The organism is Citrobacter sp. CK180 (assembly GCF_030333655.1).
Lineage (GTDB): Bacteria > Pseudomonadota > Gammaproteobacteria > Enterobacterales > Enterobacteriaceae > Citrobacter_B > Citrobacter_B koseri.
This window is the reverse complement of record NZ_JAOWFM010000053.1, coordinates 185,370-208,904: the sequence shown is the minus strand read 5'-3', so window position 1 is coordinate 208,904 and position 23,535 is coordinate 185,370. Positions and strand designations below refer to the sequence as shown.

The window sequence follows — 23,535 nt, the reverse complement described above, 5'->3', positions numbered from 1 at the left end:
TCACGCCCTGAGACATTCGACAAGCTTTTTATGGCTTCAGTAAGGGCGAGTGGCGCGCTTCGAGAGCCAGCAAATATTTTGCTTCATCGTACTGGGTTCTGGCCTTCCAGCAGCGGTAAATGATCCTTATCCATTTGAACGCCAGTGCCCGGATCGCAGACTGATGAGATTTGCCCTTCTCTCTGAGGCCCTGATAATACAGTCTGGCCCAGTATGATGAATTAACCGTCTTGGCAGCCCATTCAACAAAGGTTTGCCTGACGAACTTGGCACACTGCCATCGCCAGTGAACCCAGGATTTCTGGCCACTTCGTTCTGTCACCGGTGCAATACCTGCGTAGTTTTGAATTTCTTCAGCGCTGTTAAACCGGTCACGGTTATCACCAAGTGCAGCAAGCATTCGTGGGCCCATACACGGCCCCATGCCCGGAAGTGATTTGAACAGCTCCGCATCTGGCAATGTGTCAAACAACGCTTCGATTCGTTCGTCATAGGTTTTGATGATTTCACTCACGACTTTAATTTGTGTCGCCAGTGCTGTTGCCATCAAAGCATTAGCCTCTATAACGCTCGGGTCTGTAGTCAATGGGATCGCGTTATCAATACTCGCAACACGTTGCTCGGTAAGAGCCATTGCGCGGCCACCTTTGGCATTCAGAAAGTTGCGGATCGTGTCGCGCCTCGCTCGTTTCAGTTGTTGCAGACTGGGCCACCGGATAATCAGCTCACACAATAGTAAGCTACCCCGATGTGAGAACCACTCCAGTGGCTGAGGATAATACTGTTTAAGTGTGTTGATTATCCGGTTCACAAAACGGCGTTTATCTTCAACCAGCTGACGGCGCTGCTCAACCAGTTGCTGGAGTAACCGGATATCCGCATTGTCGGGTTCAATGGCTTTTATCTTTTGGGGATAACGCAGCATTAACTCTAATGCCAGCTCGGCATCCTGCGGGTCATCTTTAGCGCCGCTGGGCGAGAAGGCCTGCCGGTAACGAGCCAGGGACAAAGCGTGGACGGGGAAAACGGTGATAAATGGATATTTCTGAAGAGCATACACCACGGGACCTTTCTTCAGCTCAACGGCGATAGCGATCCTGCCTTTTACCTTCTGGTGTAACTCGGTAAGCCAGACATCAAGTGCTTCCGGCGTATGTTCAATCACATGGAATGTGCGTTCACCGTTTTTAAACTGAACACAGACATCGTGCTTTTTATCTGCCCAGTCCAGACCAACGTGCGCAGCAAATTGATTAGTCGCAGTCATCACCAACTCCTTTTTATCGGGGATTGGTATGCATTCCACGCTCTTCGAAAGAAATATAGCCAGCAGTTTATCTGCATGCCCTGAGTATTCGTTAGCGAACGTGGAGCACCCACTGGCTCGAAAGAAAAGCGGCGATCATCACGTGATTCTCGCTCAATATTCGTAACCAGTAAGCGCATACCCTGAATCACTTAAAGTGTAATTCTCAGGGTGCGAATGACTATATTTCGCTCTTCAGACAGACCCGGCAGGCTCAGCGCTTCAAAGGAGCGGTGCCTGAGCACTTCAGCCATCAGTTTATCCAGCCGTTCTGGCGTAATGAAGCCGTCCTTCTCACCCATTTCCAGCAGCACTTCATGGGCGGCTTTGATGGTGCCAGACGCGCCCAGCGCGACGTTCCAGCCCTGAATGCGGAACTGCCAGGTTAACGTCTCCAGTTTTTGCGCAGCGGCCATTCGGGCGCGCTGGAAATTTTCCGGGCTGATAGTACCGCCAGGAAAATAGATTTGTGCGAAACTGACGCACCCCATGCGACGGCTTTCGACCAGTTTGGGCTCGAAGTTTTCGCCGATGACTAACTCCGTCGAGCCCCCGCCGATATCGATCACAAGCTTGCGGCCTTTTTCCGGCTGCGTATGCTCCACGCCCATAAAAATCAGGCGGGCTTCTTCGTTACCGGAAATGATTTCGATCGGGTAGGGGATGACCTTCTCCGCGCGCTTTAGAAAATCGGTGGCGTTTAGCGCCTGGCGCAGGGTATGGGTGCCTACGATACACACGCTTGACGGGGAAAATCCCTGTAGGCGTTCGGCGAATAACGATAAGCAGCTTAACCCGCGTTCTATCGCTTCTTCACTTAACATATTGTCTTCGCCGAGACCATCCGCCAGATGTACGCGCTGTTTCAGCCGACCGATGATCTGCATGGCGCCATCCACCACGCGGGCAATGACCATATGAAAACTGTTCGAACCGAGGTCGACCGCCGCGAACTCCTGCGGCCGGGGTGTCTTGTCATGTATTGGCATAGCGTTAGTCAGGTTGCTCGAGTGATTTGATGTAGTCGTAAATCGCCAGTTGCGACTGCACCTTGCGACGATTTCCGCGCGGCACGTAGCGATTACTCAGTTCTTTATCTATGTAGCGGGCTTTTACCGTGTCGCTAAACAGGATGTCAATAATATCCAGCACGCGTTGCTTAAGACATGGGTCGAGCAGCGGCGCAGCAACTTCGATACGGTAATCGATATTTCTCGTCATCCAGTCAGCGGAGGAAAGATACACCTGCTTGTCGCCGCCGTTGGTAAAAATATAAACCCGGTCATGTTCGAGATAGCGATCCACGATACTGATCACGCGGATATTGTCGCTAATGCCTTCCAGATTTGGAATCAGCGAACACATCCCACGAACCAGCAGATTGACCGGCACACCCGAGCTGGATGCGGCGTACAGACGGTCGACCAGCCCCTTGTCCACCAGGTTATTCAGCTTCAGCGTAATGCCGGAGGGGAGACCTTGCTGGGCGTTGGCGATTTCTTTATCGATCATCTCGTACAGCAGGCGTCGTGAGTTCTGCGGAGAGACCAGCAAATAGTCGAACGTCACCGGGCGGTAAGGGTTCTCGATAAAGTTGAACACGCGACGGACTTCGTTCGTGATACGCGCATCGGCGGTCAGTAAGGAATAGTCGGTGTACAGGCGTGCCGTTTTTTCGTTGAAGTTCCCTGTGCCGATGTGCGCATAACGCACCACCTCATCGCCTTCTTTACGCGAGATGAGGAACAGTTTGGCGTGAATTTTCAGGCCTGGCGCCGAGAAGATCACATGTACGCCTGCTTCGGTCAGCCGCTTCGCCCAGTGGATATTCGCCTCTTCATCGAATCGCGCCTGCAATTCTACCACCACGGTGACTTTCTTGCCGTTATGGGCGGCGTGAATCATCGAGTCGATGATGCGTGAATCCTTCGCCACACGGTAGATGTTGATTTTGATCGCCAGCACGCTGGGGTCAAAGGAGGCCTGGCGCAGCAATTCCAGCACATGTTCGAAAGTGTGATACGGATAATAGAGCAGAACGTCGCGCTCGCGAATGGCGTCGAACCCGTTGCGGAACTTCTCTTTATCGAACCAGAGATGGCGCAGTCGCGGCAGCGGCTTGTTCACCAGATTGGCTTTGCCCACGTTGGGGAAGCTAATGAAGTCTTTGAAGTTGTGATACCGACCGCCGGGTACGATGGAGTCGTAGCGGGAGATGGTCAGCTTTTCACGCAGCACTTCCACCAGCGCGTTTGGCATATCGCGCTGATAAACAAAACGCACCGGCTCGGCGGTCAGGCGTTGTTTCAGGCTGGAGGACATCAGCTCCATCAGGCTCGATTCCATCTCGTGCACCAAATCGTATTCGGCATCACGGGTCATCTTCATTGAGTAGGCATTCAGCGCGTCGTAGTCAAAGAAGCCTTTGAAGATGTCGTCCAGGCAGTAGCGCAAAATGTTATCCAGCAGGATCATCGGCTTACGGCGACGCGGCGCTTCCGGCGGCAGATTCACAAAACGCGGCACTTTGTCGGATGGAATTTCCAGCAGCGCGTAGCGGATAGCATCGCCACGAATAATCTCTACGGCCAGATAGGTGTAATCATCTTTCAGAAACTGAACTAAATCTGTCTCGCGATTGATCAGAATTGGCGTGATGTGTTGGCGTAAGTAGTGTTTAAAATAATGCCGCAGCCAGCTTTGCTGGTTGGCCGACAGTTGGCGTTCGTTGATTAAGAAGATCTGATTACGCGCCATTTCCAGCAGCAATTCGTTGTACAGGCTGTCGAATTCCTGGTCGGCTTTTAGTACCCGGGACTGGATCTTACCTAGCAGATGGCGAGAATGAGAATTAGAACCCTGTTCTTCGCTGATTATGATGCGACGTTTCAGTTCGGCGAAACGAACTTTATAGAACTCGTCAAGGTTATTGGAATAGATGCCCAGGAAGCGCATGCGTTCAATAAGCGGATTTGATTTATCCGCAGCTTCCTGGAGCACGCGTTCGTTGAACGCTAACCAACTTAGCTCTTTCTCGATGTATAGTTTTTCCTGACCCATTACAACTCACACTCCGTTTTATTCACGGGACACTGCCTGATTATTATGGCGAGCATTGCGCTCAGATGTCCAACTGTGCCAGAAAAATATGACAATAAACCGTCAGATAAGCAAAGAGATGAGGGGAATTCCTGAGGCGTAGGCCGGATAAGGCGTTGACGCGCCACCCGGCATTGAAACGTTGGATTGCCTGATGGCGCTTCGCTTACCCGTCCTGCGAGGGAATGTTATTACTCGGCGGCATAGCCTTGCGGCGGCAGGCGATTGCCATCCAGCCAGGCGGCGTTATCACGCATTTCCAGACGGCCATCCACAAACCAACTGACGACCAGCGGATAGATAGCGTGTTCCTGCGTCTGAACGCGGGCCGTAATTTCATCTTCGCTGTCGCCTTCAAAGACCGGAATCTTCGCTTGCAGAATAACCGGGCCGCCGTCGAGTTCATCGGTAACAAAATGGACAGAGGTTCCGTGTTCTTCATCGCCGTTTTCCAGCGCCTGACGGTGCGTATGCAACCCCGGGTATTTTGGCAGCAGGGAAGGGTGAATATTGAGTAGACGCCCCTCATAGTGGGCGACGAACGCGGGGCTCAGGATGCGCATATAGCCCGCCAGCACCACGAGATCGGGGGCGTAAGCGTCTATTTCACGCATCAGTTCGCGGTCAAACGCTTCACGGCTGGCGAATTGATCGGCCGTTAACGCATGTGCCGGAATTCCGGCCTCACGCGCGCGTTCAAGGCCGAACGCGTCGGCCTTGTTGCTGAATACTGCCCGAAGGGTGCCTTTGATTTTTTTCTCTTTGCAGGCATCGATAATCGCCTGCAAATTGCTTCCGTTGCCGGAAATAAGCACCACAAGATTCATCATTGAATAACCACGCGCTGTTCGGAATCAGAAGCTTTAATGATACCGATTTTCCAGGCGTTTTCACCTTTTGCTTTCAGCAGGGCGAGGGCGTTATCCACTTCCGCTTCCGGCAGGGCGATCACCATCCCGACGCCGCAGTTGAAGGTGCGATACATTTCATGCTGGCTGACGTTGCCCGCGGTTTGCAGCCAGTTGAAGACGGCTGGCCATTGCCAGGAAGATTCGTCAATCACCGCCTGGGTGTTGTCCGGCAATACGCGAGGAATATTTTCCCAGAAACCGCCGCCGGTCAGGTGGGCGATGGCGTGCACATCGACTTTTTCAATCAGTTCCAGAATGGACTTCACATAAATGCGGGTTGGCGCCAGCAGGTGATCGGCTAACGGTTTGCCTTCCAGCTCGGTGTTTTCCGGGTCGCAACCGCTGACTTCAACGATCTTGCGTACCAGAGAATAGCCGTTGGAGTGCGGGCCGCTGGAGCCAAGGGCAATCAGCACATCGCCATCGGCCACTTTGGAACCGTCGATAATTTCTGATTTTTCCACCACGCCGACGCAGAAACCGGCGACATCGTAATCTTCGCCATGATACATCCCTGGCATTTCAGCGGTTTCGCCGCCGACCAGCGCGCAGCCTGATTGCAGACAACCTTCGGCAATACCGTTGATCACGCTGGCGGCGGTATCGACGTCCAGCTTGCCGGTCGCGTAGTAATCCAGGAAGAACAGCGGCTCCGCGCCCTGAACGACCAGATCGTTGACGCACATCGCCACCAGGTCGATCCCGATGGTGTCGTGGCGTTTCAGATCCATCGCCAGACGCAGTTTTGTCCCTACGCCGTCAGTGCCGGAAACCAGTACAGGCTCACGATATTTTTGCGGCAATGCGCACAGCGCGCCGAAGCCACCCAAACCACCCATGACTTCCGGGCGGCGAGTTTTCTTCACTACGCCTTTGATTCGATCAACCAGAGCATTACCAGCGTCAATATCAACACCGGCATCTTTATAGCTAAGAGAGGTTTTGTCGGTCACTGCTTAGGTCCCCACGCGTTACTTGCGGTGAAAATTAAATTCGGCGCAATTCTAACAGGGAAAGCAAACGTTTGCGAGCCTGCTCTGCATCCGTTTTTATCTGCCGAATTTTTCAGCGTTTTACCGTTGTGTACCCATTTGTTTGAACTGCTCCACGAAAATGAAACCGGGTTCATTACCGTGCTTGAAACCTGCGCCAGTTATGCACAGTATCGTACTGAAACCGGTTTCTGTTTTGCTTCGGGTTGTCAGCGTAGCGGCGTTAACATTGCAATTACAATGAGGGAAACGTATGTCTGGATTTAAAGCGAATTTCATGTGGGGCGGCGCCGTTGCCGCTCACCAGTTAGAAGGCGGCTGGCAGGAAGGCGGAAAGGGGATTAGCGTGGCGGATGTGATGACCGCCGGTGCGCATGGCGTTCCGCGGGAAATTACCGACGGCGTGATCGCCGGGAAAAATTATCCTAACCATGAGGCTATCGATTTCTATCACCGCTACAAAGACGATATTAAGCTCTTTGCCGAGATGGGCTTTAAATGTTTTCGCACCTCTATCGCCTGGACGCGCATTTTCCCGCAGGGGGATGAATTACAGCCGAATGAAGCGGGTTTGCAGTTTTATGACGCCCTGTTTGATGAATGCCTGAAGTACGGTATTGAGCCGGTGATTACGCTGTCGCATTTTGAAATGCCTTACCATCTGGTCACGGAATATGGCGGCTGGCGTAACCGTAAGCTGATCGATTTCTTCGTGCGCTTCGCGAAAGTGGTATTTACCCGCTATCAGCACAAAGTGAAATACTGGATGACCTTCAATGAGATCAACAACCAGGCCAATTATCACGAAGATTTCGCGCCGTTCACCAACTCGGGGCTGAAATACCTGCCGGGCGAAGATCGTGAACCAGTGATGTATCAGGCGGCGCACTATGAGCTGGTCGCCAGCGCGCTGGCGGTGAAAGCGGCGCGGGAGATCAACCCGGCATTGCAGATTGGCTGCATGATCGCCATGTGTCCGATCTATCCGCTGACCTGCGCGCCGGACGATATGATGATGGCGATGAACGCGATGCACCGTCGCTACTGGTTTACGGATGTGCATGTGCGCGGGAAATATCCGCAGCATATCCTCAACTACTTTGCGCGTCGGGGCTTTGCGCTGGATATCACCGATGAAGATCGCACAGCCCTGTTACAGGGCTGTGTGGACTATATCGGTTTCAGCTATTACATGTCTTTTGCCACGAAAGCGACCGCAGATAACCCACAGCTCGATTACGACGAAACGAAAAGTCTGGTCTCCAATCCGTATGTGCAGAAGTCGGACTGGGGCTGGCAGATCGATCCTGTGGGGTTACGCTACTCGCTCAACTGGTTCTGGGATCACTACCAGCTACCGCTGTTTATTGTCGAGAACGGCTTTGGCGCGATAGATATTCAGCAGGCAGATGGTTCCGTTGACGATCGGTATCGTATCGACTATCTCGCAGCGCACATTCGTGAAATGAAAAAAGCCGTTGTGGAAGATGGCGTTGATTTGATGGGCTACACTCCGTGGGGCTGTATTGATTTGGTGTCGGCGGGGACGGGCGAGATGAAAAAACGTTATGGCTTTATCTATGTCGATAAAAATAATGACGGCAGCGGGACGTTAGCGCGCCATCCGAAGAGATCTTTTGCCTGGTATCAAAATGTGATTAAAAACAACGGAGAAAATATTTAAGATTCAATGCGTTGTTATTCAGCCCCGCCATCTGTGCGGGGCGTGTTTTATACTCATTCTCCAGACGTATGTCACTTTGGTTGATCCATGTCAAGCATACGTTGTGTTGCGCCAGAGAGGAAAAGCGGTATAATCCGGCGATTTTTTTTGTGGTTGCCACTCGTCTGAGGAAAGGAGAAGAGTATGAAGATCGTGGAAGTCAAACACCCACTCGTCAAACACAAGCTGGGTCTGATGCGTGAAAACGACATTAGCACCAAACGCTTTCGTGAACTCGCCTCGGAAGTAGGCAGCCTGCTGACCTATGAAGCGACCGCAGACCTGGAAACCGAAACGGTAACCATCGACGGCTGGAATGGCCCGGTTGAAATCGAACAAATCAAAGGTAAAAAAATCACCGTGGTTCCTATCCTGCGTGCCGGTCTGGGCATGATGGAAGGCGTCTTGGAGCATGTGCCGAGCGCGCGTATCAGCGTGGTGGGCATCTACCGTAACGAAGAAACGCTGGAGCCCGTTCCGTACTTCCAGAAACTGGTATCCAACATTGATGAGCGTATGGCGCTGGTGGTTGACCCGATGCTGGCAACCGGCGGTTCAATGATTGCGACGATCGATCTGCTGAAAAACGCAGGCTGCCACAGCATTAAAGTGCTGGTGCTGGTTGCTGCGCCGGAAGGCATTGCGGCGCTGGAGAAAGCGCACCCGGATGTTGAGCTGTACACCGCATCGATTGATAAGGGACTTAACGAGCACGGATACATTATTCCGGGCCTCGGCGATGCCGGCGATAAGATCTTTGGTACGAAGTAAGTGAATGAATAATAAAGAGCCGACTTTAAGAGTCGGCTTTTTTTTGAATAAAACACCCATAACATACAACACTCAGAGGAAAACACTATGACGCGCCGTGCTATCGGGGTAAGTGAAAGACCGCCGCTTTTACAGACAATCCCGCTTAGTTTGCAGCATTTGTTCGCCATGTTTGGCGCAACCGTGCTGGTGCCAGTCCTGTTTCATATCAACCCGGCTACCGTTCTGCTGTTTAACGGCATCGGTACGTTGCTGTATCTCTTTATTTGTAAAGGTAAAATCCCTGCATATTTAGGGTCGAGCTTTGCCTTTATTTCGCCGGTTCTGCTGCTGTTGCCGCTGGGGTATGAAGTGGCGCTGGGTGGTTTTATCATGTGCGGCGTGCTGTTCTGCCTGGTCTCTTTTATCGTGAAGAAAGCCGGAACCGGCTGGCTGGACGTGATGTTCCCGCCTGCGGCGATGGGCGCAATCGTTGCCGTTATCGGTCTGGAACTGGCGGGCGTGGCTGCGGGAATGGCCGGGTTGCTGCCTGCTGAAGGGCAATCCCCGGATACCAAAACCATTACCATCTCCCTTGTGACCCTGGCGGTGACGGTCTTTGGCTCCGTGCTGTTCCGGGGTTTCCTGGCCATTATCCCGATCCTGATCGGCGTGCTGGCAGGCTATGCGCTGTCATTTGCAATGGGAGTGGTGGATACCGCGCCAATTGCCGAAGCGCACTGGTTCGCGCTGCCGACGTTCTATACGCCGCGCTTTGAATGGTTTGCCATTCTGACAATCCTGCCAGCGGCGCTGGTGGTGATTGCCGAACACGTAGGCCACCTGGTCGTGACGGCGAACATCGTTAAAAAGGATCTGGTTCGTGACCCTGGCCTGCATCGTTCGATGTTTGCCAACGGGTTATCAACGATGATTTCCGGGTTCTTCGGTTCTACGCCGAACACCACCTACGGTGAAAACATCGGTGTTATGGCGATCACCCGCGTGTACAGCACCTGGGTTATCGGTGGCGCGGCGATTTTTGCCATTCTGCTCTCCTGCGTGGGTAAACTGGCCGCTGCGATTCAGATAATCCCGCTGCCGGTAATGGGCGGCGTATCGCTGCTGTTGTACGGCGTGATCGGCGCATCCGGTATTCGCGTATTGATTGAATCAAAAGTCGATTACAACAAAGCGCAGAACCTGATCCTGACCTCGGTGATTTTGATCATCGGCGTCAGCGGCGCGAAAGTGCATATTGGCGCGGCGGAACTGAAAGGAATGGCGCTGGCGACCATCGTTGGGATCGGCCTGAGCCTGATCTTCAAACTGATCAGCGTACTGCGCCCGGAAGAAGTGGTGCTGGATGCGAAAGACGCGGATACGCCGCAGCAATAATCCTGAAACCGGGCAGTGCTGCTGCCCGGTTCTATCGTGATGGAATTCTGTGGTAAACTCATCGCGATTTTATGGAATCCTGGATTGAGGTATCTCTGAACACTCCGGCACAGCTCTCTCTGCCACTTTATCTTCCTGACGACGAAACTTTCGCAAGTTTCTGGCCGGGGGATAACGCCTCTTTACTGGCTGCACTGCAAAACGTGCTGCGTCAGGAACATAGCGGATATATTTATCTCTGGTCGCGTGAAGGCGCGGGCCGTAGTCATCTGCTGCACGCGGCGTGTGCTGAACTGTCGCAACGCGGCGACGCGGTAGGCTATGTGCCGCTGGATAAGCGCACCTGGTTCGTACCGGAAGTGCTTGACGGCATGGAACATTTGTCGCTGGTGTGTATTGACAATATTGAATGTGTCGCCGGAGATGAACTGTGGGAAATGGCGATCTTTGATCTCTATAACCGCATCCTTGAGTCGGGAAAAACGCGCCTGCTGATCACCGGCGATCGTCCTCCACGTCAGCTAAAGCTGGGATTACCCGATCTGGCTTCTCGTCTGGACTGGGGGCAAATCTACAAGCTGCAACCTCTCTCTGATGAAGACAAACTCCAGGCGTTACAACTGCGCGCCAGACTGCGTGGGTTTGAACTGCCGGAAGATGTCGGGCGTTTTCTGTTGAAGCGGCTGGATCGCGAGATGCGTACGCTATTTATTACGCTGGATCAGCTCGATCACGCCTCAATCACCGCACAGCGTAAACTCACCATTCCGTTCGTTAAAGAGATTCTGACGCTGTAACGCTGCCGTTTTTGCCCGGTGACCGGGCAAAAAACTCAGGCAATATCTTCCAGTAAGTGCTCAACCAGCAGTGGAATCGGCCTGCCGGACGCGACGCTTCTGCCGTTTTCTCGCCATAGCGCTGTACCGCTAATATCCAGATGTGCCCACGGGATATCCGACGGGCAAAAATGATGCAGTAACCAGGCTGCGGAAGCGCTGATTGCCGCATTGTTCGTCGGCGTATTACAGAGATCGGCTATGGCGCTTTCGGTCTGCTTTTTCAGTCGTGCATCCAGAGGTAAAGACCAGACTTCATCTCCGCTCTGCCGTCCAGCCTCTGTTAGCGCCTGTCTTAACGCATCGTCCTGAGTCATCAGCCCGCTGAGTTCGTAGCCAAGCGCTTTCACCACCGCACCGGTCAAGGTTGCCATGTCGATGATATAACGGGCCTGCGGTTGTCGTTGGCTCGTCCATGCAATGGCGTCGGCCAGCACCAGCCGTCCTTCGGCGTCGGTGTTATTGATTTCCACTGTCATACCGTTGCAGGCGCGAGCAACGCTGCCAGGCTGCATTGCGTTCGGGCCGATCGCGTTTTCGGCCAGCGCCAGTACGCCCATTATGCGTACGGGCAGTTTTAACTCCGCAACCGTCAGGAGCAGTCCCAACACGTTGGCTGCGCCACACATGTCATATTTCATGGTGTACATACCCGCGCCCTCTTTCAACCACAGGCCACCGGTATCAAACGTTATCCCTTTACCTATGTAGCAGCGTACCGGGCCGTCACTTATGCCGTTGTAATGAATGGCAAGTAAACGCGGTGGACAGGTCGATCCTTTGCCAACTGCATGGAGCAGTCCGAGACCTTGTTCAACAATTTGTTGTTCATCAAGGACTTCACAGTGCAGCGCAGGAAAAGAGGCGCACAGGGTTTGTGCCTCGTTGACCACGAACTGCGGCGTACAGCAATCGGAGGGGGTATCCGCCAGCCGCCTTGCAGTGACCATGCCGTTGGCAATAGCCTGCTGCTGCCTGAACACTTTTTCACGTTTCTCGTATTGTTCTGGCTGGCAGAACGCGGTGATATGGCGGATGCGAGTGGCAGTGGCATCCGTTTTTTTCAATTGTAAATCATTGAGCGTATACGCCTGATTAAACAGAAAACGCAGCAGCAGCGCCAGTACAGTGTCATTTATTTCGGTGACATCAATCAGCACATTTTCGCTGGCAGGCGAGGCCAGCAGCGGTCGTATCGCATTGAGTAAACCTTCGGTCAGGCTGTCCTGCCAGAGCGCATCAGGCAACAGGGTAATTCGCGTAAAAGGCGCGCAGCCAAAGCGGGTATCCGCTACTTTATCTTGCGCCAGTACGCGCATTTCCGCGAGCAGAGCGGAATCCCGCAATAAAGAACAGCCAGGAGGCGCGATAAGATGGCCTTGTGGTTGAACCTCTGCGGGTGAGCAAATCAGTTGGTATGAAATCATTTTTCTTCCTCGACTGGAGCACGTATCCGTGCGGCATAGTCTTGCATCCATTCTTCATCGACGGGGTGATAATGGGTTTTCTCGTGCTGGCGTTCGGCGCGAAATACGGTGAGCGGTTGGCGTGCGGTAGCGACAACGAACGAGAATGTTTTGATGTTAGTGGCTGCGCCAAACTCGCCTTTACGGTTCATGCAGACCACCGAGAGGTCGCCTGTGCGACCAAATCGCGACATCAATTTATCTTCCAGCTCAAACACGACAGAATCAGCCGCTTGTTGCGGTGTCATTCCCTGCGCCATGCGACGAACAATTTCATAGCTGGCGCAGCCTTTCATCAGATCTTCACCGACGCCCGTTGCCGTCGCCGCGCCGACTTCACTGTCGCAATAGAAGCCGGAACCAATAACCGGCGAGTCGCCAATGCGGCCGCGTTTTTTCATAAACAGGCCGCTGGTGGAGGTGGCAACGCTCATCGACCCCAGTTTATCCAGACCAATAATGCCAACCGTATCGTGGCCGTTATATGGACTTAAGCCTTTATCCAGCGTCTCCCGGCAGCGTTTTTGATAGTGCTGGATGGCTCTGTCGGTGAGCATGGTTTTATCCGCAAATCCCTGGCTCAGTGCCCATTCACGCGCACCCTGGCCAACCAGCAGACAGTTATAGCGCTGACGGCTTAACGCATGTGCGACGCGCACCGGGTTGGCAATATCCACCAGATTTCCGACCGCCCCAAACGCGAGGGTATCGCCGTCCATATAGGCGGCATCCAGTTCGACCTCGCCATTTTCAGTAGGCAGTCCGCCATAGCCCACGGATTTATAAAACGGAAAGTCCTCAACGGTTGCGACGGCGTCTACCACCGCCATTGCGACCGGGTTTCCCGCAGCCAGTGCAGACGCGGATTCCGCCACACCTTCAAGCGCCATTCGCCAGGTTGCGATAATTCCCCACATGGTTTACTCCTGTTTTGCAAGTGGTGCATCGGGCTGCGTTACGGCAGCCAGTTCCGCCGCGCGGTACTGTTTATCGACGATCCGCATAAAGGGCAGATACAGCATTGCGCCAATCAGCAGGTTAATGAGCTGCATGACGCTGCCGCTAATATGTCCGGTAACGATAAAACCGCTAATGACTGGCGGCAGCGTCCACGGAATAAAGACGCCCGTGGTGACGGCGACCGCGCCGAGCTTCATCGCGGTATACTGCACGGTGACCAGCACCAGCGGCACCAGGTTGAAGGGGATCAGCATTATCGGATTCATTATCACCGGCAGACCGAACAGAATCGGTTCGTTGATGTTGAACACGGACGCTCCGGCACCGAGCCGCGCCACTTCCCGCATGTTTTTACTGCGTGCAAAGAAAAGCATGGCTAACACCAGCGACAACGTTGCGCCCGCGCCGCCCATCCAAATCATGTCAAAAAACTGTTCTGTAATGATGTGTGGGGGTGTGGTGCCAGCCTGAATAGCCGCAATGTTGTCGGTCTGGTTTTCCATCCATAGCGGGCGGATGATGCCGTTAACCATTGAGCCGGAGTTAATACCGACCGACCACAAAATAGTGATGCTGAACACTGTCATCAGCGCGCCAAAGTAAGAGGTGCCGTAATGACGAACCGGTGTGGCGACCACTTCGTAAATAAACTGATGGATGGTCTGGTAATGGGTGTTTTCAAACAAGATGCGAATGCTCAGTACCAGTATCATGACCAGTAAGGCGGGGATCAGCGCGGCAAAAGATTCTTGCACCGCCGGTGGCACACCTTCTGGCATTTTGATCACCAGATTTTTACGCTTTAGCCAGCAGAAAAGTTCAGTCCACAGCAGCGAACCGATCATCGCGACGAACAACCCTTTTGTGCCAATCCATTCTACGGGGATCACGGTAATACCGCCGTTTTCCGCCACTTTGATAAACGGTGTAAGGATCAGAAAACAGACCAGCGCCAGAATGCCGCAGGAGATGCGATCTTCGCCGTAGTGTTCCGCCAGACGAAATGCGACCAGGAAACTGATAAACAGCGACATCGTTGAGAACACCGCGTTAAACGGGATCTCAATAATCGCACTCCAGCTCTCGCCAAAAGCCTGAGACATAAACTGCTGATAGTTTTGATTCGGAAACGAAGAGATCACCAGCAGAATAGAGCCGACGATAATAAACGGCATAAACGAAACGTATGCGCCACGAATCGCGCCGAGATGCCGCTGCTGAGCGGTTTTCGCCGCCAGAGGCATCAGTTTTGCTTCAAGAAATCCCAGAACATTGTTCATTGTGAACTCCGTACAAGATTAACTCACGTTGTGTGTGCTATGCATGAGGATTATCTGCGAAGGCGTGTGAACGAAAGGTGAAATAGCTCACAATGTGATCGCGATTAGCATATAAATCTCATAAGATTAATTATCTAAAAATCGACAGGGATTCTTGCGATGGAAATAAAATTGCACGCCAATGCCACTACCACACCGCGTATTCGTCGCTATCTTCAGCAGTCTGAAAAAAGCGACAGAGAGCTTGCCGCCGAGCTTGGGATTTCTGTTACGACAGTGAGGCGATGGCGACATCGTGATCGGGTTAGTGATGGGCAAACTACGCCGAAGACGATATACAAAGCGATGAGACAAGAACAGGTTATTCTGGTGAACGCCTTGCGTGACGCAACAGGTGCGCCGCTGGATGACCTCTTATTGTTGGTGAACGAGGTGCTGGGCATTGTTGTGTCGCGCGCGACGTTGAATCGTTATCTTAAACCGGCGACACCTCGGCGACAGCGGGTGTCGTTACAAGGGAAAAAAGCGTTAAAATCCGGGATGCTGCTGAATCATCTGGCGCTGTATCACCTTCCACTCTCGTTACATATGGACGACGGTGGCGAACATCATTTGTTCTGGGCGCGCGAGCCGATGAGCGGCTGGTGCTTTGCCCGACTGTATGCGGGTATTTCACCGCAGCGGGTCGTGGTCTGGCTGGATGAATTGCTGGAAACCTGCCCGGTTGATATACAATCTATTGAGACAAATATTTCTGATCGCATATGCCCGCAGCTAAAAACGCACCTGGCGACGCGCGGCATGTCATGCCAAATAACCGGTACGATTCCCGGTTGGGTGCCGGTGACAATACCGCTGAATGAGATTGTTCCCCGGCTAAATAGTGAATCTGCCAGCGAGCTGCTTATCCGCTTATGTGAATGCTACAACCGTGGTAAGACACAGAAAAAACTGGGGGATTGTACGCCGCAGGACTTTCTGGAAGCGCTGCGGCGCATGGATTAGCTCACGATTTCCAGCACCTGCTCCGGCGGGCGGCCAATACGCGCCTGACCGTTGGCGACGACAATCGGTCGCTCCATCAGTTTCGGGTTTTCCACCATCGCCTGAATCAGCGCCTCTTCGCTCAGGTGGCTGTCAGCCAGATTGAGAGACTTGTAGAGATCTTCTTTCTGGCGCATCAGTTCGCGTGCGCTGGACATCCCTAACATACGCAGCAGTTCACGCAGCGTCGCCGCGTCGGCAGGTGTTTCCAGGTAAAGCACCACTTCCGGTTCAACGCCGTTGGATTTCAGCAGGCTCAGCGTGTCGCGACTCTTTGAACAACGCGGGTTGTGGTAGATTTTTACTGCATCAGACATGATTTCTCCTTTAGCGCGAACTGTAGGCCGGATAAAACGCGATAGCGTCGCCACCCGGCAACAGAACGAATACTACATTTTGGTGTATGGCTTAAAGCGTTCCTGCAACTGGCGCAGCTGGTCGATACGGGCATCGTAACGCGCCTGTTGCTGGCTGCCCAGCTTGACCTGAGAACTTGCGCTGCTGAGCATAGAGATCGCCTGATCCAGTCGCCCGGCCAGCGCATAGCCTTCGGCGCGCGCCGCCAGTTCCTGATCGCGGTTATTGAGCGCCGCTTCAGCCTGCGCCAGGAGATCCCAGCCGTTGCCGTCGTCTTTATTGTTGAAAGTGTAGCGATTGAGGATGGTCGTGGCTTCTCTGGCTTGCCCGCCCTGTAAATAAGCATTCGCCAGGTTTAGCTGCAATACCGGGTTTGCGCGCAGATCGCGGGCATTTTTCAGACGGTTAATCGCTTCGCTGGTTTTCTTCTGCCCCAGATCGATATCGGTCGCCAGGTCGAGATACCACGCGTTATTCGGTTCAGCCGTCAGCAACGGTTGCAGCGCTTTGCGAGCTTCGTCGTACTTGCTGGCTTCCATCGCCTGTAGCGCCCGGCCATATTGCGCCGCACGCTGTTGGCGCACGTTTCCTTTTTCCCATGCGTCGAGCAGGTCGCTGGTAAGCTGATTACGGCCAGAATTGTACATCCCCAGCGTACGCGCCTTCGCCAGATAAAAATCTTCCGACGATTCCACTACCACCGGGCGCATCTGGTTTGCACGGTTGCGGGCATCCGCCAGACGGCTTTCCGGCAGGGGGTGCGTCAGCAAAATTTCGGGAGGACGCGTGGAGTAGCGCGCCTGGTCGAGCAGTTTTTCCAGGAACGTCGGCATCGCTTGCGGATCGAACCCTGAACGTTGCAGCACCTGAATACCGATTCGGTCTGCTTCCTGTTCGTTTTGTTGGGTGAAGCTGATCATCCCCTGACGCGTTCCCGCCAGCGTACCGGTCAGCGCCGCCATACCGGCCTGTGGGCTGGCCATCGCCAGAAGAATAGAGCCTAAGGCGCCGACCCAGGTCAGCGGAGCGCTGCGCTTTTGATCTTCCATCGCGCGCGCCAGATGGCGTTGGGTTACGTGGGAAATTTCGTGCGCCATCACCGAGGCCAACTGACTTTCGTTATCGGAATAGCGAAAGAGCGCGGAATGCAGCACAACGTTGCCGCCGAAAAAGGCGAAGGCGTTAATTTCGTCGTTGTTAATCAAAAAGAAATGGAACGGGGTTTTCACGGAGTCCGCATGAGAGACTAAACGCATCCCCAGCGCGTTGATGTACTGACTTAACAGCGGATCGTTGATCAACGGCGCGCTGCCGCGCAACTGGCGAACGTAATAGTCGCCCATTTGCATTTCCTGACCGATAGAAAGCGTGCTTCCTGCTGAGGTCCCCATATCCGGTAGCGTGTCTGCGGAATCTGCAAACGCGGGGGCTACCTGACCGATAGTCAGCGCAGCGATGAGGGTAGCAACCAGGTTTTTCTTCAACAGCCTGAACATAGACCTCTGTCCTGTTTTCTTTAATATAGCCATTTGACCGATGCCGCGACGTATCGTTCCGCCACGCCAGCACAGGGAGTGTAACTGCGAAACCCGGTGGTGAATACCCCGCTCAAATGACTTTTCAGTTTCCTGAATCAGCAACAAAAAGCGAAGTCTTTTTTGTGACATTTAGATACAATTCGGGATCGCAATCCCGCTATTGAGGTTCAGGGAACGGTTTCTATGCTTGAGATGTTGATGCAGTGGTATCGCCGTCGTTTTAGCGACCCGGAGGCGATCGCCTTGCTGGTTATCTTGGTTGCTGGTTTTGGCATCCTTTTCTTTTTCAGTGGGCTTCTGGCGCCGTTGCTGGTGGCTATTGTCCTCGCTTACCTGCTGGAGTGGCCTACGGTCCGTCTGGAGGCGATTGGCTGCTCCCGGCGTTGGGCCACCTCAATCGTACTGATTGTTTTTGTCGGCATTTTACTGCTGATGGCGTTTGTCGTGATGCCGGTGGCCTGGCAGCAGGGGATCTATTTGATTCGCGATATGCCGGGCATGCTCAATAAGCTCTCTGATTATGCCGCCACGTTACCCCGTCGTTACCCGGCGCTGATGGATGCCGGGATCATTGATGCGATGGCGGAAAACATGCGCACCCGGATGCTGACGTTAGGTGATTCGGTCGTGAAATACTCCCTGGCCTCTCTGGTCGGGTTGTTGACGCTGGCGGTGTATCTGGTGTTGGTGCCGCTGATGGTCTTCTTCCTGATCAAGGATAAAGAGCAGATGCTGAATGCCGTGCGCCGGGTTCTGCCGCGCAATCGCGGGCTGGCCGGGCAGGTCTGGATGGAGATGAACCAGCAGATCACCAACTATATTCGCGGCAAAGTGCTGGAGATGGTGGTGGTTGGCGTAGCGACCTGGCTTGGCTTCCTGCTCTTTGGTCTCAACTACTCGCTGCTGCTGGCGGTTCTGGTTGGATTCTCGGTATTAATCCCCTACATCGGCGCGTTCGTGGTGACCATTCCGGTGATTGGCGTGGCGTTATTCCAGTTTGGCCTCGGAACGGAGTTCTGGAGCTGCTTTGCCGTGTATCTGATCATTCAGGCGCTGGATGGAAACCTGCTGGTGCCGGTACTGTTTTCAGAAGCCGTCAACCTGCATCCGCTGGTGATTATTCTGTCGGTGGTGATTTTCGGCGGCCTGTGGGGCTTCTGGGGCGTGTTCTTCGCCATCCCGCTAGCGACGTTAATTAAAGCCGTGGTACATGCCTGGCCGGACGGACAGGTCAGCGACGGTTAAGCACGATTATCACTCTGCCCGGTGGTGCAACGTCATCGGGCGTTCCACGTTTTATCCGCTTTCTCCTTTCCTGAACGTTTTCCGAATGTGCTGTCCCGCCCTCCTTTTTTGCTTTCAACTTACCGGTATAGATGGTTTTTTAATCTCACAAGGACAAGACCAACCGGAGAAAAAAATGGGTCATCAGATGCACACGCAGCAAAAAGTGGGGTGGGGCGGTTATCTCGCCTTTTTTATTACCATTATCCTTTTTTCAGGCATGTTCGCGAAAAGTACGGAATGGTGGCGAGTGTTTGATTTTACCGTGCTCAATGGCGCGTTTGGCCTGGTTAACGCGGCAGGCGACATGGCGGTTTCATTTCGCGGCACTGGCGGTACCGGGGCGAGAGACGGCTTTTTATTCGCACTGGAGCTGGCGCCATCGGTTATTTTATCGCTCGGCATTATTTCCGTGACGGAAGGGCTGGGCGGACTGCGCGCCGCGCAGCAGTTGATGACGCCGATACTCAGGCCGATTCTGGGCATCCCCGGCATTTGCTCTCTGGCGCTTATCGCCAATTTACAAAATACGGATGCCGCCGCCGGGATGACCAAAGAGCTGGCGGAAGAGGGGGTGATTACCGAACAGGAACGGGCGATTTTCGCCTGCTGGCAGACAAGCGGCAGCGCGATTCTGACGAACTACTTCTCATCAGGCGCCGCGCTATTTGCCACGATAACCGTACCGGTTATTACGCCGCTGGCGGTCATTTTAGTCTTCAAATTTATCGGTGCGAACCTGTTGCGGGTGTGGATCGCGCAGCTTGAACATCGTCGTATGAAACAGGAGGCCTGAAATGAGCGCACAGGTACGTAAAAACGTTATGGATCTGTTTATCGACGGCGCGCGGCGCGGTTTTACCATCGCCACCACCAGCCTGTTGCCCAACGTCGTCATGGCCTTTGTCATTATTCAGGCGCTGAAGGTGACGGGGTTGCTGGATATCGTCGGGCGAGTGTGTGAACCGGTAATGGCGCTATGGGGTTTGCCGGGAGAATCGGCGACCGTTTTGCTGGCTGCGGTGATGAGTATGGGCGGCGGCGTGGGCGTCTGCGCCAGCCTGGTGGTTACTGGCGCGCTGTCCGGTCACGATGCCACTGTGCTGTTACCCGCCATTTACCTGATGGGCAACCCGGTTCAAAATGTAGGGCGCTGCCTGGGAACGGCGGGCGTTCATCCGCGTTATTACCCGCATATTATTGCGGTGTGCGTGATTAATGCCCTGGTCTCTATTTGGGTAATGCAGGCTATTGTTTAAAAAGGACTATCATGGACTGTTCCATTCTTAATCTGACGCTTTTTCAGCGCGGACACGTATATGCCCCGGACGATCTGGGCCAGCAGGACATTCTGGTTGCCAACGGCAAAATTGTCGCTATTGCGCCGACTATCGCTGCGAAAGACTTCCCCGGTTGCCAGCAGATCGATCTTCACGGTGATATCGTCTGCCCGGGATTTATCGATCAGCATGTTCATCTCATCGGCGGTGGCGGCGAAGCCGGGCCGCATACCCGTACGCCAGAGGTGCGGCTGTCACGGTTGGTTGAAGCCGGTATCACCTCCGTTGTCGGGCTGCTGGGAACGGACGGCATCACCCGCCATCCTGAATCTCTGCTGGCGAAAACGCGCGCGCTGGAATATGAAGGGATCAGCGCATGGATGTTAACGGGGGCGTATTCTCTGCCCTCGCCAACCATCACCGGGAGCGTCGATCGCGATGTGGCGTTGATCGATAAAGTGATTGGCGTGAAATGTGCCGTCTCCGATCATCGTTCTTCGGCGCCGAATTCCGCCGCGCTGGCGACAATGGCGGCGCAGTCCCGCGTGGGGGGATTACTGGGCCAGAAGCCGGGAATCAGCGTCTTTCATATGGGCGACAGCCCACACATGCTGGAACCGCTGTACGATATTCTCGCCAACGCCGATGTCCCTATCACGAAACTGCTGCCGACGCATGTTAACCGTGCCGAACCGCTGTTCCAGGCGGCGCTGGAATACGCGCTTGATGGCGGCTACATCGATATTACCAGCAGCATTGATGAACCGATCGATCCGGCGACGGCCATCGTGACAGCCTTGCGCCATGAGGTTCCGCTGTCGTGCATTACCCTGAGTTCTGATGGCAACGGCAGCCAGCCGGAATTTGATGAGCATGGGAATTTGACGGGCATTGGCGTGGCGGGTTTTGAGTCGCTGATCGGCACGCTGCGTCAGTTAGTTACGCAGCATAAACTGCCGCTGGAGCAGGCGCTGCGTCCGCTTACCCGCACCGTTGCGGAATTTCTCGGCTTTGAGCATAAAGGACGTCTGGCGGCAGGTTGTGACGCCGACATTCTGGTGCTGAATCAGGCGCTGGAAGTCAGCCATCTGTGGGCGAAAGGCAAAGCGGTGGTGAAAGACGGCAAAGCGTGCGTGAAAGGAACGTTTGAATAAACGACGCGTATGCCGGATGGCGGCCTGATAAGACGCGTTAGCGCCGCATCAGGCTTTATCCGGCAAAACGTAAATCAGGCGTTTTCTTTCAGCCAGTTCAGCACCACATCGTGGTGGTTACTGGTTTTAAAGTCGTCAAATACGTGTTCGATCTTGCCGTCAGCGTCGATCAGGAAGCTGATGCGATGGATGCCGTCGTAGGTTTTCCCCATAAAGGATTTTTCCCCCCAGACGCCGAATTGCTCGCAGACCTGATGATCCTCATCGGACAGGAGCGTAAAGTTAAGCAGCTCTTTTTCGGCGAAACGAGACAGTTTTTCAGGTTTATCGGTGCTGATCCCCAACACGTCTACGCCTGCTTTTTTCAGATCGTCCATGTTATCGCGTAAACCACAGGCCTGTACGGTACAGCCGGGCGTCATGGCTTTAGGGTAGAAATACACCAGTACGCGCTGTCCCTGGAAGTCGGTCAAATTTACTTGTTCTCCGTCTTGATCCGGCAAGCTAAATTTCGGTGCGATGTCACCGGCTTTCAGTGGATTCATTACTTAACTCCATCCTGTTCATCATGTTGTGAGTAATTAACAACGTTAATACTGCCTTGCGCATTGAGTTCTGTACATAGTGCTTTAAAGGCATGCTCAATATTTACGGCATCATGGGATGCCGGACTGTGCGCGGTGATTTGAACAAACAGCTGTGCAGCCTTTTCATTTTCAGCAGGTTGCGTGCGGGAGACCAGCTCAGCGATGTTCATCTGATGGCTGTCGAAAAGCGCGGTAAAACGTTCAATTAAATGCGGAGAATCTTCCACCTCGACCTGTACCCATACCGTTGCGGGCATGGCCGGACGGGGGCGAGCAGTGGTGCGCTTCATCACAATCAACAAATCCAGCTCTGCGCCTTTCAACGGCAAGGTTGATTCAATCAGGGTGATGGCGTTCCAGGAACCAGACAGCAGCATGATAAACGTGAATTCATCGCCCAGCATGGCCAGTCGGCTGTCTTCGATATTGCAGCCGCAACTGCTGACATGGCGGGTGATAGTATTCACAATTCCCGGGCGATCGGCACCCAGCGCAGTGATAACCAGGTAATGTTGTGATGACGATGTCAAACCGGTTCTTCCTTTGAGAGGTGAGGTAATCATAAGGAAAGCATAAAAAAAACCTGCATACAATAATCAGAAGGGCTATGGTCTCTTGCTTTTATTGTCGTACCAAACGTACCATTGAGAAACTTGTTTGCACAGAGGATGGCCCATGTTCACGGGAAGTATTGTCGCGCTTGTTACACCGATGGATGAAAAAGGTAATGTCTGCCGGTCAAGCCTGAAAAAACTGATTGATTATCATGTCGCCAGCGGTACTTCGGCGATTGTTTCTGTTGGCACCACCGGCGAATCCGCCACGCTGAGCCATGACGAGCATGGCGATGTGGTCATGATGACGCTGGAGCTGGCGGACGGGCGTATTCCGGTTATCGCCGGAACGGGCGCGAACGCGACGGCGGAGGCCATTAGCCTGACGCAGCGTTTCAACGACAGCGGCGTTGTCGGTTGCCTGACAGTGACGCCTTACTACAACCGCCCGACTCAGGAAGGTCTGTTCCAGCATTTCAAAGCCATCGCTGAACATACTGACCTGCCGCAAATTCTGTATAATGTGCCGTCCCGTACAGGCTGCGATATGCTGCCGGAAACCGTCGGCCGTCTGGCGAAAGTAAAAAATATTGTCGCAATCAAAGAGGCGACAGGGAACTTAAGTCGGGTTCACCAGATCAAAGAGCTGGTTTCAGACGATTTTATTCTGCTCAGCGGTGATGATGCGACCGGGTTGGACTTCATACAGCTCGGCGGTCATGGCGTGATTTCCGTTACCGCGAACGTTGCGGCGCGTGATATGGCGGAAATGTGCAAACTGGCGGCGGAAGGTCGTTTTGCTGACGCGCGGGTGATTAATCAGCGTCTGATGCCGTTACATAACAAACTATTTGTCGAACCCAATCCGATCCCGGTGAAATGGGCATGTAAGGAGTTGGGACTTGTGGCGACCGATACGCTGCGCTTGCCGATGACGCCGATCACCGATACGGGTCGTGAGATTGTCAAAGCGGCGCTCAAGCATGCCGGTTTGCTGTAAAGTTTAGGGAGATTTG

At 53.6% G+C, this 23,535-nt stretch carries 22 protein-coding genes and 1 pseudogene; 11 read left to right on the top strand and 12 right to left on the bottom strand.

Going from position 1 to position 23,535, the window contains the following annotated elements:
• Positions 1–28 precede the first annotated feature (28 nt).
• The 5 genes and pseudogenes from OGV50_RS16825 to purM form a co-directional block, all read right to left on the bottom strand.
• The gene (locus tag OGV50_RS16825; protein ID WP_003030308.1) at positions 29–1,267 is read right to left on the bottom strand and encodes an IS110 family RNA-guided transposase; all 1,239 of its coding nucleotides are present in this window, start codon (positions 1,265–1,267) and stop codon (positions 29–31) included.
• 218 nt (positions 1,268–1,485) lie between these two features.
• Positions 1,486–2,295, bottom strand: a pseudogene (locus tag OGV50_RS16820) (Ppx/GppA phosphatase family protein); the annotation flags it as partial.
• A 4-nt stretch (positions 2,296–2,299) separates the two neighbouring features.
• Entirely contained in the window at positions 2,300–4,366 is a 2,067-nt protein-coding gene (gene ppk1, locus OGV50_RS16815; protein WP_012131280.1) for a polyphosphate kinase 1, read from the bottom strand.
• 230 nt (positions 4,367–4,596) lie between these two features.
• Positions 4,597–5,232, bottom strand: a complete 636-nt coding sequence (purN, locus tag OGV50_RS16810) for a phosphoribosylglycinamide formyltransferase (RefSeq protein ID WP_077956824.1) — start codon at positions 5,230–5,232, stop codon at positions 4,597–4,599.
• Positions 5,232–6,269: a phosphoribosylformylglycinamidine cyclo-ligase gene (gene purM / locus OGV50_RS16805; RefSeq protein ID WP_024130122.1), complete on the bottom strand. Its 1,038-nt coding sequence runs from the start codon at positions 6,267–6,269 to the stop codon at positions 5,232–5,234. The genes purN and purM overlap by 1 nt, the downstream gene beginning before the upstream one ends.
• A gap of 27 nt (positions 6,270–6,296) precedes the next feature.
• Between purM and OGV50_RS16800 the strand changes: the two genes are divergently transcribed.
• From OGV50_RS16800 to OGV50_RS16780, 5 genes are all read left to right on the top strand, one after another.
• The gene (locus OGV50_RS16800) at positions 6,297–6,575 is read left to right on the top strand and encodes a hypothetical protein (RefSeq protein ID WP_071258055.1); all 279 of its coding nucleotides are present in this window, start codon (positions 6,297–6,299) and stop codon (positions 6,573–6,575) included.
• A complete protein-coding gene (locus OGV50_RS16795; RefSeq protein ID WP_071258054.1) occupies positions 6,562–7,992 on the top strand; it encodes a 6-phospho-beta-glucosidase in 1,431 nt (476 codons plus the stop codon). Before OGV50_RS16800 ends, OGV50_RS16795 begins: the two co-directional genes overlap by 14 nt.
• A 183-nt stretch (positions 7,993–8,175) precedes the next feature.
• Complete coding sequence (gene upp, locus OGV50_RS16790; RefSeq protein ID WP_012131286.1) at positions 8,176–8,802, top strand: uracil phosphoribosyltransferase; 627 nt, start codon at positions 8,176–8,178, stop codon at positions 8,800–8,802.
• An 87-nt stretch (positions 8,803–8,889) separates the two neighbouring features.
• Positions 8,890–10,179, top strand: coding sequence for a uracil permease (gene uraA / locus OGV50_RS16785; RefSeq protein WP_012131287.1), 1,290 nt, complete (start codon positions 8,890–8,892; stop codon positions 10,177–10,179).
• Between the two features lie 95 nt (positions 10,180–10,274).
• On the top strand, positions 10,275–10,976 hold the full coding sequence (locus OGV50_RS16780) for a DnaA inactivator Hda (RefSeq protein ID WP_213164963.1): 702 nt from the start codon (positions 10,275–10,277) through the stop codon (positions 10,974–10,976).
• Between the two features lie 35 nt (positions 10,977–11,011).
• On the opposite strand, the gene OGV50_RS16775 is transcribed toward OGV50_RS16780, so the two are convergent.
• Genes OGV50_RS16775 through celB form a run of 3 tightly spaced genes read right to left on the bottom strand, consistent with a single transcriptional unit; the run spans position 11,012 to position 14,721 of the window.
• Positions 11,012–12,442, bottom strand: a complete 1,431-nt coding sequence (locus OGV50_RS16775; protein ID WP_200090896.1) for a leucyl aminopeptidase family protein — start codon at positions 12,440–12,442, stop codon at positions 11,012–11,014.
• Positions 12,439–13,398, bottom strand: coding sequence for a glycosylasparaginase (locus tag OGV50_RS16770; RefSeq protein WP_012131290.1), 960 nt, complete (start codon positions 13,396–13,398; stop codon positions 12,439–12,441). Before OGV50_RS16770 ends, OGV50_RS16775 begins: the two co-directional genes overlap by 4 nt.
• A gap of 3 nt (positions 13,399–13,401) precedes the next feature.
• Positions 13,402–14,721 carry a PTS cellobiose transporter subunit IIC gene (celB, locus tag OGV50_RS16765; RefSeq protein WP_047462068.1) on the bottom strand — a complete coding sequence of 440 codons (1,320 nt, stop codon included), beginning with the start codon at positions 14,719–14,721 and terminating at the stop codon, positions 13,402–13,404.
• A 159-nt stretch (positions 14,722–14,880) separates the two neighbouring features.
• Here celB and OGV50_RS16760 point away from each other — a divergent pair, with 159 nt between their 5' ends.
• Complete coding sequence (locus tag OGV50_RS16760) at positions 14,881–15,726, top strand: helix-turn-helix domain-containing protein (RefSeq protein WP_200090894.1); 846 nt, start codon at positions 14,881–14,883, stop codon at positions 15,724–15,726.
• On the opposite strand, the gene arsC is transcribed toward OGV50_RS16760, so the two are convergent.
• Positions 15,723–16,082 (bottom strand): arsenate reductase (glutaredoxin), encoded by a 360-nt coding sequence (gene arsC / locus OGV50_RS16755; protein ID WP_012131294.1) that lies wholly within the window; start codon positions 16,080–16,082, stop codon positions 15,723–15,725. The two genes, OGV50_RS16760 and arsC, sit on opposite strands and share 4 nt — an antisense overlap.
• Positions 16,083–16,154: 72 nt before the next feature.
• Positions 16,155–17,618 (bottom strand): beta-barrel assembly-enhancing protease, encoded by a 1,464-nt coding sequence (gene bepA, locus OGV50_RS16750; protein ID WP_024130125.1) that lies wholly within the window; start codon positions 17,616–17,618, stop codon positions 16,155–16,157.
• Between the two features lie 225 nt (positions 17,619–17,843).
• Here bepA and OGV50_RS16745 point away from each other — a divergent pair, with 225 nt between their 5' ends.
• The 4 genes from OGV50_RS16745 (at position 17,844) to iadA (ending at position 21,378) form a co-directional block, all read left to right on the top strand.
• On the top strand, positions 17,844–18,905 hold the full coding sequence (locus OGV50_RS16745) for an AI-2E family transporter (RefSeq protein WP_012131296.1): 1,062 nt from the start codon (positions 17,844–17,846) through the stop codon (positions 18,903–18,905).
• Positions 18,906–19,080: 175 nt separating this feature from the next.
• Positions 19,081–19,740, top strand: a complete 660-nt coding sequence (locus tag OGV50_RS16740; protein ID WP_200030504.1) for a nucleoside recognition domain-containing protein — start codon at positions 19,081–19,083, stop codon at positions 19,738–19,740.
• A gap of 1 nt (position 19,741) precedes the next feature.
• On the top strand, positions 19,742–20,203 hold the full coding sequence (locus OGV50_RS16735; protein ID WP_047462074.1) for a YjiG family protein: 462 nt from the start codon (positions 19,742–19,744) through the stop codon (positions 20,201–20,203).
• 11 nt (positions 20,204–20,214) lie between these two features.
• Positions 20,215–21,378 carry a beta-aspartyl-peptidase gene (iadA, locus tag OGV50_RS16730; RefSeq protein WP_112001774.1) on the top strand — a complete coding sequence of 388 codons (1,164 nt, stop codon included), beginning with the start codon at positions 20,215–20,217 and terminating at the stop codon, positions 21,376–21,378.
• A 74-nt stretch (positions 21,379–21,452) separates the two neighbouring features.
• On the opposite strand, the gene bcp is transcribed toward iadA, so the two are convergent.
• Positions 21,453–21,923: a thioredoxin-dependent thiol peroxidase gene (gene bcp, locus OGV50_RS16725; protein ID WP_012131300.1), complete on the bottom strand. Its 471-nt coding sequence runs from the start codon at positions 21,921–21,923 to the stop codon at positions 21,453–21,455.
• The gene (locus OGV50_RS16720; RefSeq protein WP_024130128.1) at positions 21,923–22,495 is read right to left on the bottom strand and encodes a glycine cleavage system transcriptional repressor; all 573 of its coding nucleotides are present in this window, start codon (positions 22,493–22,495) and stop codon (positions 21,923–21,925) included. Before OGV50_RS16720 ends, bcp begins: the two co-directional genes overlap by 1 nt.
• Before the next feature lie 145 nt (positions 22,496–22,640).
• On the opposite strand from OGV50_RS16720, the gene dapA reads away from it, so the two are divergent.
• A complete protein-coding gene (gene dapA, locus OGV50_RS16715; protein WP_012131302.1) occupies positions 22,641–23,519 on the top strand; it encodes a 4-hydroxy-tetrahydrodipicolinate synthase in 879 nt (292 codons plus the stop codon).
• Positions 23,520–23,535: the final 16 nt, after the last annotated feature.

Bases quoted from the DNA above. Each gene is read 5' to 3' on its own strand.
- OGV50_RS16825 (WP_003030308.1), bottom strand. From the start codon at position 1,267: ATGACTGCGACTAATCAATTTGCTGCGCACGTTGGTCTGGACTGGGCA.
- ppk1 (WP_012131280.1), bottom strand. From the start codon at position 4,366: ATGGGTCAGGAAAAACTATACATCGAGAAAGAGCTAAGTTGGTTAGCG.
- purN (WP_077956824.1), bottom strand. From the start codon at position 5,232: ATGAATCTTGTGGTGCTTATTTCCGGCAACGGAAGCAATTTGCAGGCG.
- OGV50_RS16795 (WP_071258054.1), top strand. From the start codon at position 6,562: ATGTCTGGATTTAAAGCGAATTTCATGTGGGGCGGCGCCGTTGCCGCT.
- upp (WP_012131286.1), top strand. From the start codon at position 8,176: ATGAAGATCGTGGAAGTCAAACACCCACTCGTCAAACACAAGCTGGGT.
- uraA (WP_012131287.1), top strand. From the start codon at position 8,890: ATGACGCGCCGTGCTATCGGGGTAAGTGAAAGACCGCCGCTTTTACAG.
- OGV50_RS16775 (WP_200090896.1), bottom strand. From the start codon at position 12,442: ATGATTTCATACCAACTGATTTGCTCACCCGCAGAGGTTCAACCACAA.
- OGV50_RS16770 (WP_012131290.1), bottom strand. From the start codon at position 13,398: ATGTGGGGAATTATCGCAACCTGGCGAATGGCGCTTGAAGGTGTGGCG.
- celB (WP_047462068.1), bottom strand. From the start codon at position 14,721: ATGAACAATGTTCTGGGATTTCTTGAAGCAAAACTGATGCCTCTGGCG.
- OGV50_RS16760 (WP_200090894.1), top strand. From the start codon at position 14,881: ATGGAAATAAAATTGCACGCCAATGCCACTACCACACCGCGTATTCGT.
- arsC (WP_012131294.1), bottom strand. From the start codon at position 16,082: ATGTCTGATGCAGTAAAAATCTACCACAACCCGCGTTGTTCAAAGAGT.
- bepA (WP_024130125.1), bottom strand. From the start codon at position 17,618: ATGTTCAGGCTGTTGAAGAAAAACCTGGTTGCTACCCTCATCGCTGCG.
- OGV50_RS16745 (WP_012131296.1), top strand. From the start codon at position 17,844: ATGCTTGAGATGTTGATGCAGTGGTATCGCCGTCGTTTTAGCGACCCG.
- OGV50_RS16740 (WP_200030504.1), top strand. From the start codon at position 19,081: ATGGGTCATCAGATGCACACGCAGCAAAAAGTGGGGTGGGGCGGTTAT.
- OGV50_RS16735 (WP_047462074.1), top strand. From the start codon at position 19,742: ATGAGCGCACAGGTACGTAAAAACGTTATGGATCTGTTTATCGACGGC.
- iadA (WP_112001774.1), top strand. From the start codon at position 20,215: ATGGACTGTTCCATTCTTAATCTGACGCTTTTTCAGCGCGGACACGTA.
- bcp (WP_012131300.1), bottom strand. From the start codon at position 21,923: ATGAATCCACTGAAAGCCGGTGACATCGCACCGAAATTTAGCTTGCCG.
- dapA (WP_012131302.1), top strand. From the start codon at position 22,641: ATGTTCACGGGAAGTATTGTCGCGCTTGTTACACCGATGGATGAAAAA.